We start from the raw sequence: 11,622 nt of genomic DNA, 5'->3' as shown, positions 1-11,622 counted from the left end.
GGGTCAAGAGAGATCAGTACGGCGATTACATTGCGGCTCTGCGGGGTGGCGCTGTCCGGCCCCGTTCCCGCCGGGCGAACACGATCAACGCCAGCCCGACCAGCGCCATTGGCATGGAGAGCAACTGGCCCATGGTCAAACCCCACTCACCAAAATGAAGCGCATGGCCGATCGGGTTGTCCGCCGTCACAAATTGTTGGTCCGGTTGCCGGAACATCTCGACGAAACTTCGGGCAAGACCATAGCCGGTCAGAAACACGCCAGCCAAGGCACCGGGCATTTTCAGCCAGCCCCGGCCCCAAGCGAGATAAATGAGCAGTATTCCAAGAATGAGCCCCTCCAATACCGCCTCGTACAGCTGGGACGGGTGTCGGGCGCAGAGGCCGCTAACCCCTGGGCAGGCCTGCGCGACTTCGCCGGGAAAGATCACCGCCCAGGGAACGTCCGTTGGACGCCCCCACAACTCATTGTTGGTGAAGTTCGCCAGCCTTCCAAGAAACAAGCCTGGTGGTGTTGCCAAAGCCAGCAAGTCGCCAGTGCTGAGCAATGACGCGTTCTGTCTAAGGCAGAACAGCAAGGCCGCGATGACAACTCCCGCGAACCCCCCGTGGAAAGACATGCCGCCTTGCCAGACCATCAGAATTTCCAAGGGATTGGCGAGATAATATGCGGGCTGGTAGAACAGTACAAAGCCCAGGCGACCACCAGCAATCACGCCGATGATGATCCACGTCAGAAGATCTTCGATCTGCGTTCGGTCAAGCGGCGGTCCAGCTGACGTCCAGAGCGCGGGACGGCTTATGGCACTCGAACAAATGCGCCAGCCAATCAGGATACCGAAGATATAGGCTAGCGCGTACCAGCGGAGTGCGAATGTGACCCCCCCGATGTCGAAGGAGAAGAGGTCGGTTCCAATATCCGGAAATGGCAATCCCGCTGGCAGCACTGGGTGAGTTCCTCATCAGGAATTTACGTGGGGATTAGATGGCATTGATCGAGCACCGCTAAAGGCGCTCGATCTGCGACAGGGCATCCAACGCCCATCCCGCCATCACGCGGTGTCGAGGGCGTCCCGAAGGAGATCGCGGACTTCGCCGGCGACCGCGTCCAGGTCTTGGTTCTGCACCGCCTGCATCGAAGCGACAGGATCGACCGCGCTGACCTCGGTGTCGCCGTCCAGTTGCCGCAGGATAACATTGCAGGGAAGCATCGCACCGATGCGAGGCTCGATCTCGATGGCTTTGTGCGCCATGCCCGGATTACAGGCCCCCAAGATGCGGTAAGGCGGCATGTCCGCATCAAGTTTCTTTTTCATCGTCGCTTTGACGTCAATCTCAGTCAGAACGCCGAAGCCCTTGTCTGCCAAAGCATCCCGAACACGCATCTCTGCGTCATCGATTTTGGTGTCTTTCAGGACGCGATCATAGGTATAGGCCATGGGAATTTTCCTTTCCGTGTCTCTATTTGTTGGCATACCGAGGCTAAACGGTTCAGGTCGCGGTTCGGTTCAATGTCCCGACCGCGAATGGTTTTGGGGTTGTGAGGACGGGTGCCGGAAAAAAACCGGCACCCATTGGCTCAGTTGTCCTGCATCATGGAGCCGTTGCCCATGCCCTGACCGTTGCCAGGCCGCGCAGGCGCATCTGCCATATTCGACCGCATCATCTGCATCCGCTCCATCCTATCGGCAGGAGCGGCCATCTCTTCCGGCGTCACCGCGCCGTCGCCATCGGCATCGAGGTGTTGGAAGCGATCCACCATCATTTCGCGGATCATCGCGCTGTGGAGAGCTTCAAATTCAGTAATCGAGAGGTTTCCATCCCCGTCGCTGTCAAACTCGGAAAGCTTGGCCTCCAGCTGCGTGCGCATTTCTTCCGGCGTCGTTGTGCCGTCTCCATCAGTGTCGAACATTTGCATCATGCCGCCAGCCATGCCTGGGCTCATCATACCACTGCCCATGCCTGCGCCCATCATGCCTGCGCCCATCATGTTTCCGTGCATGCGCTTCATCATGTCCATCATTCCGCCCATGTTCCCCATCATACCGGGACCACCGTTCTGCATCATGCCTGGTCCGCTCTGGGCGCCAAATTGTCCCCCACGCCCGTGGTTGGCGTCCGCGAATGCGGCACCGCCAAGGGCGGTTGCAGCCAGGGTCATTGCAGCGAGTAAAGTGTTGCGTTTCATTTCGATCACCTCGTGTCAGTGTTGCGATACCCAGCATATGGGGGGCACCTGCAGATGCGGAATGCCACGCGAGCCGGTGTTTTGTATCGCGAGGTCACAAAGGCGGGGTCTGTTACAAATTGCGACAAATCAATTCGGGGCGAACGCTCCTCTTCATCTGAAACATGCGATATCCAGAAAAAAAGGTGTCGAGGATCCGTATACCAACCGAAACCGAACCCATGTTTCGGTAGAGGTGAAATCCGGAAGAGTTGATGTCGAGATTGCTAGAGGCCCTGAATATCCCGAAAATTCAATCATTCAACTCATGGCAGGAGGCTGCAAGGTGCGCTTTTCCAATCGCATTTTCTCAGTTCTAACCGTGGTGATTTTGGCGGGGTGCGGTGCAGGAAACGACATGCGCCCTGATGCTTCAGCCGAAGTCATCAGTAGTGCATCCTACCGTCACGACGGACCGGCCGCGCTGACGCTGTACACCATGATCAGCAACAGATCCGGGGCGGGTGCGCATAGCAGCGTCATGATCAATGGGTCGCAGCGCGTTATCTTCGATCCGGCAGGAACGGTCCGGCTGAGCGCGGTACCGGAACGGGGAGATGTGCTTTATGGCATTACTCCACAAGTGGCCGATTTTTACGCACGGGCTCATGCACGGGAGACCTACCACGTCGTCATACAAGAGATCGATGTGTCCCCCGAAGTCGCGGAGCAGGCCTTGCGGCTTGCAATTGCCAGCGGCCCAGCCGCTTCCGGTTTTTGTAGTGCCAGTACCTCCGCGGTACTCAGACAATTACCAGGATTTGAATCCATCGGACGCACATTTTTTCCAAAGCGCCTGATGGCGGATTTTGGCAAGTTGCCGGGCGTGCGAACCACAAAGCTGTTCGAGAACGATGAGGACGACAAATCCGTAGCGATCGCACAGTTCGAAAGTTCACTTGCGACACAGCCGTGAGTGTTCGTCCAACAATTCATTGGAAGATGTCCCTGCACGACGCAGTCCTCGGCGTGTGAGCCAAAGATGCAATAGGTTAGCTTCGAGCGGTAACGCTGTCTTCGGCCGAGTAAAGAAACGCCGTCGATCCGACAGCGACATTCGGATAGAGATCATTGATGTGGGCCATCACCATGCGCACGCATCCCGAACTGGCCCGGCCGCCAATGCTGCGAGGGCTCGGCGTTCCGTGAATTCGAAGGTACGTATCCCGATCTCCGACGAATAGATACAAAGCCCTGCTGCCCAAGGCATTGTTGGGGCCGGGCTCCATACCGTCGGCAAACCGCTCGTAAGCCTCCGGATCGCGTTCGATCATCGACTGCGTTGGCGTCCAGTGCGGCCATTCGACCTTTCGGCGGATCGTATAGGTGCCGGGTTCATAGAGATCGCCCTTGGCAATCGCCACCCCGTATCGCATCGCGGTGCCACCCTCCTCGATATGGTACAGATAGCGCGCGATCGCATCGACGTGAATGTCACCCGGGCGCAAACCTTCATTCGCCAACACGCGTTGCGGCAGCAGCCTGGGATGCAGCCCCCATGGGTTGGTTGTTGCCGGGTCATAGTTGGCGGGCGTGACCTGCGCATCCCAAGCTGCTTTTTCGGCTGTTGTCGGCCAGGTCTTTGCGAACGCGGGTGAACTCAGAGACGCTGAAAACAGCGAACCGGAGAGTGCAAGAAAGTGTCGTCTTGTAACCATGAAACGAAGCCCTATGTTTGTTTACGATGAATGCGGGACGATTCAAGAAACGTCCGCGACCCCATGCCACCGAACCTTTTGATGTCTTGCGATCGCGACCAACCAGAGGCAAGCAAGGACACCGCTCAGGATCGCGTTCCAACTCGCCATGGACAACGTCAGAAATTCCCAGACAACCTCATCGCACAGAACAAGAGTGGACGCATTTGAACTGGCAGAGGGCAGCAATTCCGATACCGACATTTGGGAGACATCGAGGCCGGATCCCGTGCAAGAAGTCGGTCCCTCCCACCAGCCGCGCTCGACACCGGTATGAAACACTCCCAACGCGGATGTGCTGAGTGCCGACAGGGCACCGATTATCAGGATTGGCAAAATCGGCAGAGCAAAGAGCAACATAGCGCCCGTTCCAATGGCGATTGCGTGTGGGTAGCGTTGCCAGATGCACATTGCGCACGGCGCGTAGCCAAGAGCCTGGAAAACGAAGGCCCCTAACAGCAAGGCGGCTGATCCTGCCGCCGCAGTCATGCCGAGAGATTTTGGTGTCAGGGTCAATGAACGCTCCCGTTGGCAATCGATGGACCTGTTTCTCGCTTGTCAGGTTACGTAAACGGCAGAAGGGCTGTTATCATTCAGAGATTTGTAACGGTATGTATCCGTCGCGACCCTCAGCCGACTCTGATCCACGTTGCCATACCGTCGGCTTGATGGCTCAACATGTGGCAATGAAGCATCCAGGATCCCGGATTGTCCAGGACGACGAGAATATCCCGCGTCTCGCCGGTATCCAGATAGGTCGAGTCCCGGTATGGACCGGCTTCACCCGCCGCATCGAGTTCCCAGAAATGGTGGCCATGCAGATGCATGACGTGTGGAAATCCGGTTTCGTTGCGGATCGAAATGCGCGCGGTCGTCCCCTGCGCGACAGATAGGAAAGGGGTTCGAGGCAGGCCCGATACGTCATTGAGCGCCCACGTCCCTGTGCCGTTGTGGGACGCGCTTCCCGCACCTCCCTGAAGCACCAGCTCCGCGGTTTGGCCGGGGTCTTGCGGGGCGGGCATTCGGTTGGCGGGCAACGCGGTGATGGGCGCTTTCGCAGGCTCACGAGAGCCGGAAACAGCGATTTCGCCAAGGCTCAACGTCCGCTCTCCAAAGCTGTCGTCAAATCTAATAGGCCCGGTCGCATCACCAATCACATCGCATCTTTGCCCCGGAGCTAGGAGGATGGGTTCGAGTGTCTGTGGCTGCGCCAGGGGCATACCATCCAGTGCAACGATCTTGCCTGCCAGACCGTCCAGCCCGACACGGTAAACCCTGTCGATAGAGGGATTTATCAGGCGCAAGCGCAGGCGGTCGCCTTGTCTCACATTCTTGCTGGTTCCATTGGAAACAAGCGCCGTGACCGTATTGCCGATACGGCCCTCGGTCGCGAAATGAGCCGGGTTGAACCCTTCGTCGTACTGTCCGGACTGATCCAACAAGACATCGAAGAACTGAACAACGATGTCATGGTCGACAGCCGGCGCATTTTGCTCCTCGACGATGAAGGCGCCGAAAAGACCGCGGCTGACCTGATCGTAAGACAGGTAATGCGAGTGATACCAATACGTGCCGGCATCCGGGACGCCGAATTGATAACGATACGAGTCGCCCGGAATGACCACATCCTGAGTGAGGACGTTGACACCATCCATCCGATTTGGAACCCGCAACCCATGCCAGTGAACGAGAGCGCCCTCCTCCAATCGGTTATCGAGGGTGATGCGGGCGGTTTGTCCTTGTCGCATTCTGACTTCTGGGCCCGGCAGACCACCGTTGAAGCCCAACATCGACACGTCGTACCCAGCAAGGTGCGCCTTGATCGATTGGGGCGCGAGGATCAACTCGTGTGTCGCTGCTGGCAAGCGGGTACCAGCCAGCGCAACGGTCATCCCGCCAAGGAAAGACCTCCGGCTCAAAGACAATTCCGTCACCTCATGAATGATAGACTGGCTTTCGCCAACTGCCGCACTTGTGCCATTTCCGGAAGAGGAACTTCAAGGCGACAGAACACTCCTCACGCCGTTGTCACTTTGGGATACAGGAAGACGCGGGCGCCGATTTCAACGCGTTCGTACAGATCCTTCACATGTTCATTCGTCAACCGCGCGTATCCATTCGACACGGCAGACCCAATTGTCTCCGGGGCGTTCGTTCCATGAATGCGAAGATAGGTATCGCGTCCCTCGGCATCGTAGAGATAGAGCGCGCGGGCCCCGAGCGGGTTGTTTGGCCCGCCTTTCAGTCCATCCTTGTACTTTGCGTATTTGCGTGGCTCGCGCCGGATCATGGCGTTCGTTGGCCGCCACCATGGCCATTTGGCCTTGCGCGCTACCGTGAACTCTCCGGGTTCGTACAAACCTTTGCGCCCTACCCCGACCCCGTAGCGGATCGCCATCCCGTCCTCGAGCATGAAATAAAGGAAAAAATCGTCGGGAACGACGTGGACATCGCCTTTAACCCAGTCACCACGACGGGTGTTTACCAATTGTGGTTCAAACCGTTCGGGCAATTTGACTTTGTGGGCCCAGGCAGTTGTGGGCAGAAAGCAACCCATCGCTCCGGCACAAATCAATTCTCGTCTCGTGAAATTCTGCATGGCGCGATCTCCTCGGACCCATGAAAATTCAGTGCGCGTCAGGGGCAAAGAAAAGAAGCCGTGAACCGGGGCAAACGACGCGCCTTTGTTGCCTTGAAACTACGAAAATTCGTGCTTTTGGAACTCTCCAGCGCTGGAATGTTGTTGTTTTACAGAGAACTGCAAGGAGGTGACTGGAAATGCACTACTCACGATTCTTTATGATGATCGGAACATCGACCGTGGTCATGTTCGTTCTGATGTACCTGAACACCTATCTTTGGGGCCATATCTTCTTTTCGGAGACACGCCTTTACATGGCCATCCTGATGGGGGCGACCATGGCCGTGATCATGTTGGCGTACATGTTGTCCATGTATCAGAACACCAAAGCCAACATCGCGATTTTCGTTGGCGCAATAGTCCTTTTCGCGGCGAGCCTCTGGCTGGTTCGCGGGCAATTCACGGTGCAGGACAGGTCCTACATGCGCGCCATGATCCCGCACCACTCGATCGCCATCATGACGTCGACTCGTGCCGAGATCACCGACCCGCGCGTCCGGGGGCTCGCAGACGACATTATCTATGCGCAGGACAAGGAAATCGCCGAAATGCGCTACCTTATTGCTGACATTGGAGCAAACGGCGAAGCATCGGCCACGCGAAGCGAAACGCCGGCGCAGGTTGTGGATGCGCAACAGGCGCTTCAAACGGAGGTCGTGTCGAAGGTCGATCCTGAGTTTCTGACGGAAGACGAAATCGCTGCGGTGTTCCCGAATGGCGGAAATTGCCGCTTTGCTTACACCTCGGACAGTCCGGCTGTACTGGTGACTGGTGAAACCGGCGAAGGGTCTGCAGCCGCAATGAAGATCAGCGGTGATCTGGTGCGCCTGAATGCGCAGGGCGAAAATGCATTTTCTGAAGGCCCGCTGTCGGCCGAGATCGCAGAGACGAACGGTGACCTGACCGATCTGATCGTCAGCGCGGGAACCGACTACGAAGCCGGGTTCCGTGGTCAACTTACGTGCAGCGGATAAGGAGGAAAGGACATGCCCCGCGACACAGACAGCAAATCCGCGCAGCTTTATCGCATGGTCATGCCGGGCCATGTCTGCCCCTACGGTCTGAAATCGAAAGACCTGCTGGAGCGGCAAGGCTTCGAGGTGGAAGACCATCCGCTTGACACCCGTGAAGACACCGATGCTTTCATGGAGAAGCACGGGGTCGAGACGACGCCGCAGACTTTCATCGGGGACGAACGGATCGGCGGTTACGATGATCTCAGGGTGTTTTTCGACATTGACCCACCCGAGGAAGAGCAAAGCGACACGACCTACCAGCCGGTCATCGCGATCTTTTCTGTCGCCGCGCTGTTGGCATTGGGCCTGTCTTGGCACCAGTACGGGTCGGTCCTTACCTTGCGGGGGTTCGAATGGTTCATTTCGCTGTCCATGACCATTCTCGCGATCCAGAAATTGCAGGATGTCGAAGGGTTTTCGACGATGTTCCTCAACTACGATCTGCTGGCGCGCAAATGGGTGCGATACGGCAAGGTCTACCCGTTCGGCGAAGCGTTGGCAGGTATCCTGATGACTGCCGGCGCGCTGCTGTGGCTCTCGGCTCCGGTTGCCTTGTTTATCGGCACGGTAGGCGCTGTCAGCGTGTTCAAGGCTGTTTATATCGACAAGAGAGAGCTGAAATGCGCCTGCGTCGGCGGTGACAGTTCCGTCCCGCTGGGGTTCATTTCGCTGACGGAAAACCTGATGATGATCTTCATGGGTATCTGGATGCCGGTCCGCGCGATCTGGTTCTGAGGTACAGCCCCTTCTTGCCTGTCACTTGGCCAACCGCTCCGGCGACAGATCCTCGATGATGGGGCAGTCGGGCCGGTGATCCCCGGCACATTTTTCCACCAGTTCGGCGAGCGTCGCGCGCATGGATTGCAGTTTCGCGATCTTTTCCTCGATCTGGCGCAGATGGTCTTCCGCAACCGCCTTCACTTGCATGCTTTCGCGGTTTTCATCCTCGTAGAGCGACAGGAGCGTCCTGCAATCTTCGATGGTGAACCCCAAGGCCCGTGCGCGACCGAGAAACGCCAGCTTGTGAACGTGGTTCTCGGTGAACGCGCGATAGCCGTTCTCGCTACGGTTCGGGCGGATCAGACCGATGTCCTCGTAGTAGCGGATCGTCTTGGCGGGCACACCCGATTGTCGGGCAACGTCTCCGATGTTCATGTCGGACCTCCGTTATTCTGCTGGAGCAGGAGTGGCGGCTGCCATCTCTGCCGGGATTGCGCGCTGCTCGTCCATCGCAGGCGCGATGCGCCGCAGCCGCAGGGCATTGGTCAGGACAAACACCGAGGACAACGCCATCGCACCCGCCGCAAGGATTGGTGACAGGAGCAACCCAAAGGCCGGATAGAGCACCCCGGCAGCGACCGGAATAAGTGCCACGTTGTAGGCAAAGGCCCAGAACAGGTTCTGCCGGATGTTGCGCATGGTCCGCCGCGATACTTCGAAGGCGTTCACCACGCCGCGCAAATCGCCCGACATCAGGACGACATCCGCAGATTCGATGGCCACATCGGTGCCGGTTCCAATGGCGATGCCCACATCGGCATGCGCCAGCGCCGGGGCGTCATTGATCCCGTCGCCGACAAAGGCGATGCGCTTGTTCCCTTGGCGCAAACTGTCGAGCGCCGCAACCTTGCCGTCCGGCAGGACGCCGGCGATGACGTGGTCGATACCGGTTTCGCGGGCGATGGCTTCGGCGGTTTCGCGTTTGTCGCCGGTGATCATCGCAACCGCAAGACCCTTTTCGTGCAGCGCTGCGATGGCTGCGCGGCTTGCCGGTTTGACCGGATCGGCCACGCCGATCACGGCGGCGACACGCCCATCTATGGCAGCGTAAAGCGCCGTGCGACCCTTGCTTGCGATCTTCGTTTCCTCTGGAGACAATGCCGAGACGTCAATGCCTTCGCGCGCCATGTAGCGGTCGGCCCCAACCAACACCTCCACGTCTTCGACCACGGCGCGCACGCCGTAACCTGTGACCGATTGAAAGCCTTCGGCCGCCACAAGAGGTGCGCCCTCGGCCCGCGCGGCCCGCACGATGGCGTCCGCGACAGGATGCTCGGAGAGCGACTCTACGGCGGCCATCTTCGAAAGCGTTGTTGTACGATCGAACCCTTCCGCCAGCACAAGGTCAGTCAGTGCGGGTCGCCCCTCGGTCACCGTGCCTGTTTTGTCGAGGGCGACCACATCAACGGAATCGAGCTGCTGCAAGGCGTCACCTTTACGGAACAGGACACCCATTTCCGCAGCACGTCCCGTCCCGACCATGATCGAGGTCGGCGTCGCAAGCCCCATCGCGCAGGGGCACGCGATGATGAGCACCGACACACCGGCGACCAGCGCCATCGTCAGGGCCGGATCAGGCCCGAAAAACAGCCAGACCAGCACGGTCGCCGCCGCGATCGCCATCACGGCAGGCACGAACCACAAGGTGATCCGGTCGACCAATCCCTGGATCGGCAGTTTGGCGCCCTGGGCCTCTTCGACCATGCGAATAATCTGCGCCAGGGTCGTGTCGGCGCCGACCCGCGTGGCGAGGAACTGCAGGCTTCCGGCGCCGTTGACCGTCCCGCCGGTCACCGTATCTCCGGCACCTTTTTCAGCGGGGATCGGCTCGCCTGTCAGCATGCTTTCGTCGACGCGGCTGGTCCCCTCGATGACCTCGCCATCGACCGCGATGCGTTCACCAGGGCGCACGATGACGATGTCACCCTGAACCAGCGCATCGATCTCGATCTCGACGCTTTCTCCGTCCCGCATCACGCGTGCAGTCCGCGCCTGAAGCCCTAATAGCTTCTGGATGGCCGCGCCCGTTCTCCCCTTGGCGCGCGCTTCAAGAAACCGCCCCAGAAGGATCAGAACGACGATGACCGCTGCCGCCTCGAAATAGACGGTGCGCAGCGTGTCAGGCAGGACCGACGGTACGAATGTCGCAACCACGGAATAAAGGTAAGCCGCCCCGGTGCCGACCGCGACGAGGCTGTTCATGTCGGGGGCACCCCGGAACAAGGCCGGGAAACCCTTGGTGTAAAACGTCCGGCCTGGGCCGAAGAGAACGATTGTCGTCAGCACGAACTGAAGAAGCCAACTCGTCTGCTGGCCAATCGTGGTCTCGATCAGCATATGAACGGCCGGAATGACGTGGCCACCCATTTCGATCAGGAAGACCGGCAAGGCGAGGATGGCCGCAAAGGTGACCCGTTTGGCAAGCGCCTGAGCCTCTTCCTCCTTGCGCGCAACTCTGTCGTCACCGGCCTGGGCCGTTGCCACGGTTGCTGGATACCCTGCCGCGCCGCTTGATTCGATCAGATCGGATGTCGTGACAAGACCTTCGACGTAAACGACCGTCGCCGTCTCTGAGGCGAGGTTGACGTTCACCTCGACCACCCCGGGCACCGCGGCAAGCGCCTTATCGACCCGCCCGACGCAAGAGGCACAGGACATCGCTGCAATCGTGAGTTCGGCCCTGGCCTTCCGCGCGGGGTAGCCCAGCTCGCGAAGGGATTCGATGATGTCGGGAATGCGCTTGAGCGCGTCCACGCTCATGCGAGCAGTTTCCGAGGCAAGGTTCACCGACACATCCTCTACGCCGTCGATTGCATTCAATGCGCGATCGACCCTGCCAACGCAGGACGCGCATGACATGCCTTCGATCGGCAGGCTGATCTGTTTGGGTTCGGGCATATGTGTCACCTGTTTTTCCATTCGAAGTGGAATATGAGGCTTCCAGTTACTGGAGGGTCAATGGGAGGGCGCCAAATAAATTTCTTCACTTGACCTTCCAGCGGGGGGAAGCCCCATGTCACCGATAGAAATCAGATCAAGGAGTGGTTCCGATGAAGTTCAGCGTTCCGGACATGAGCTGTGGGCATTGCACCGCAGCAATCGAAAGCGCGGTGAAGAGCGCAGATCCGAATGCAGGCGTGGAATGTGACCTTTCTGCCCGACAGGTGCATGTCGACAGCGTGTTACCAGCCGATCAGGTCCAAGCGATCATTCGGGATGCGGGCTACAACGTGGAACCTGCGGCCGCTTGATGCAGTGCCTG

The 11,622-nt window shown here is 58.7% G+C and carries 13 protein-coding genes; 4 read left to right on the top strand and 9 right to left on the bottom strand.

Annotated elements, in window-relative coordinates; genetic code table 11:
• Window positions 1-25: 25 nt before the first annotated feature.
• From lgt to GGR17_RS17400, 3 genes are all read right to left on the bottom strand, one after another.
• A complete protein-coding gene (lgt, locus tag GGR17_RS17410; RefSeq protein ID WP_007803438.1) occupies window positions 26-946 on the bottom strand; it encodes a prolipoprotein diacylglyceryl transferase in 921 nt (306 codons plus the stop codon).
• A 105-nt stretch (window positions 947-1,051) separates the two neighbouring features.
• Complete coding sequence (locus tag GGR17_RS17405) at window positions 1,052-1,438, bottom strand: DUF302 domain-containing protein (RefSeq protein WP_007803435.1); 387 nt, start codon at window positions 1,436-1,438, stop codon at window positions 1,052-1,054.
• Between the two features lie 140 nt (window positions 1,439-1,578).
• Window positions 1,579-2,187 carry an EF-hand domain-containing protein gene (locus GGR17_RS17400; protein ID WP_235974531.1) on the bottom strand — a complete coding sequence of 203 codons (609 nt, stop codon included), beginning with the start codon at window positions 2,185-2,187 and terminating at the stop codon, window positions 1,579-1,581.
• Between the two features lie 343 nt (window positions 2,188-2,530).
• On the opposite strand from GGR17_RS17400, the gene GGR17_RS17395 reads away from it, so the two are divergent.
• Window positions 2,531-3,142: a hypothetical protein gene (locus GGR17_RS17395; RefSeq protein ID WP_054540624.1), complete on the top strand. Its 612-nt coding sequence runs from the start codon at window positions 2,531-2,533 to the stop codon at window positions 3,140-3,142.
• Window positions 3,143-3,218: 76 nt separating this feature from the next.
• Here GGR17_RS17395 and GGR17_RS17390 read toward each other — a convergent pair whose 3' ends face one another.
• From GGR17_RS17390 to GGR17_RS17375, 4 genes are all read right to left on the bottom strand, one after another.
• On the bottom strand, window positions 3,219-3,884 hold the full coding sequence (locus GGR17_RS17390; RefSeq protein WP_054540601.1) for a L,D-transpeptidase: 666 nt from the start codon (window positions 3,882-3,884) through the stop codon (window positions 3,219-3,221).
• 42 nt (window positions 3,885-3,926) lie between these two features.
• Window positions 3,927-4,439, bottom strand: a complete 513-nt coding sequence (locus tag GGR17_RS17385) for a disulfide bond formation protein B (RefSeq protein WP_425445208.1) — start codon at window positions 4,437-4,439, stop codon at window positions 3,927-3,929.
• Between the two features lie 113 nt (window positions 4,440-4,552).
• On the bottom strand, window positions 4,553-5,815 hold the full coding sequence (locus GGR17_RS17380) for a multicopper oxidase family protein (RefSeq protein ID WP_054540599.1): 1,263 nt from the start codon (window positions 5,813-5,815) through the stop codon (window positions 4,553-4,555).
• A 125-nt stretch (window positions 5,816-5,940) separates the two neighbouring features.
• Entirely contained in the window at window positions 5,941-6,522 is a 582-nt protein-coding gene (locus tag GGR17_RS17375) for a L,D-transpeptidase (RefSeq protein ID WP_082386781.1), read from the bottom strand.
• Between the two features lie 179 nt (window positions 6,523-6,701).
• Between GGR17_RS17375 and GGR17_RS17370 the strand changes: the two genes are divergently transcribed.
• Window positions 6,702-7,538, top strand: coding sequence for a DUF305 domain-containing protein (locus GGR17_RS17370; RefSeq protein ID WP_012187184.1), 837 nt, complete (start codon window positions 6,702-6,704; stop codon window positions 7,536-7,538).
• Between the two features lie 12 nt (window positions 7,539-7,550).
• Window positions 7,551-8,315: a MauE/DoxX family redox-associated membrane protein gene (locus GGR17_RS17365; protein ID WP_173585990.1), complete on the top strand. Its 765-nt coding sequence runs from the start codon at window positions 7,551-7,553 to the stop codon at window positions 8,313-8,315.
• 21 nt (window positions 8,316-8,336) lie between these two features.
• Here GGR17_RS17365 and cueR read toward each other — a convergent pair whose 3' ends face one another.
• Both cueR and GGR17_RS17355 read right to left on the bottom strand, forming a co-directional pair.
• Complete coding sequence (gene cueR / locus GGR17_RS17360) at window positions 8,337-8,735, bottom strand: Cu(I)-responsive transcriptional regulator (RefSeq protein ID WP_038008399.1); 399 nt, start codon at window positions 8,733-8,735, stop codon at window positions 8,337-8,339.
• Between the two features lie 12 nt (window positions 8,736-8,747).
• Entirely contained in the window at window positions 8,748-11,258 is a 2,511-nt protein-coding gene (locus GGR17_RS17355; protein ID WP_054540621.1) for a heavy metal translocating P-type ATPase, read from the bottom strand.
• A gap of 152 nt (window positions 11,259-11,410) precedes the next feature.
• Between GGR17_RS17355 and GGR17_RS17350 the strand changes: the two genes are divergently transcribed.
• A complete protein-coding gene (locus GGR17_RS17350; RefSeq protein WP_007803412.1) occupies window positions 11,411-11,611 on the top strand; it encodes a heavy-metal-associated domain-containing protein in 201 nt (66 codons plus the stop codon).
• Window positions 11,612-11,622: the final 11 nt, after the last annotated feature.

It is taken from the genome of Actibacterium naphthalenivorans (assembly GCF_014196965.1).
GTDB lineage: Bacteria > Pseudomonadota > Alphaproteobacteria > Rhodobacterales > Rhodobacteraceae > Actibacterium_A > Actibacterium_A naphthalenivorans.
The sequence above is the reverse complement of the archived record's forward strand: the minus strand, read 5'-3'. Positions and strand labels throughout refer to the sequence as shown.

Excerpts from the sequence above, each read along its gene's own strand:
- GGR17_RS17405 (WP_007803435.1), bottom strand. The coding sequence starts at position 1,438 with ATGGCCTATACCTATGATCGCGTCCTGAAAGACACCAAAATCGATGAC.
- GGR17_RS17400 (WP_235974531.1), bottom strand. The coding sequence starts at position 2,187 with ATGAAACGCAACACTTTACTCGCTGCAATGACCCTGGCTGCAACCGCC.
- GGR17_RS17390 (WP_054540601.1), bottom strand. The coding sequence starts at position 3,884 with ATGGTTACAAGACGACACTTTCTTGCACTCTCCGGTTCGCTGTTTTCA.
- GGR17_RS17380 (WP_054540599.1), bottom strand. The coding sequence starts at position 5,815 with ATGACCGTTGCGCTGGCTGGTACCCGCTTGCCAGCAGCGACACACGAG.
- GGR17_RS17375 (WP_082386781.1), bottom strand. The coding sequence starts at position 6,522 with ATGCAGAATTTCACGAGACGAGAATTGATTTGTGCCGGAGCGATGGGT.
- GGR17_RS17370 (WP_012187184.1), top strand. The coding sequence starts at position 6,702 with ATGCACTACTCACGATTCTTTATGATGATCGGAACATCGACCGTGGTC.
- GGR17_RS17365 (WP_173585990.1), top strand. The coding sequence starts at position 7,551 with ATGCCCCGCGACACAGACAGCAAATCCGCGCAGCTTTATCGCATGGTC.
- cueR (WP_038008399.1), bottom strand. The coding sequence starts at position 8,735 with ATGAACATCGGAGACGTTGCCCGACAATCGGGTGTGCCCGCCAAGACG.
- GGR17_RS17355 (WP_054540621.1), bottom strand. The coding sequence starts at position 11,258 with ATGCCCGAACCCAAACAGATCAGCCTGCCGATCGAAGGCATGTCATGC.
- GGR17_RS17350 (WP_007803412.1), top strand. The coding sequence starts at position 11,411 with ATGAAGTTCAGCGTTCCGGACATGAGCTGTGGGCATTGCACCGCAGCA.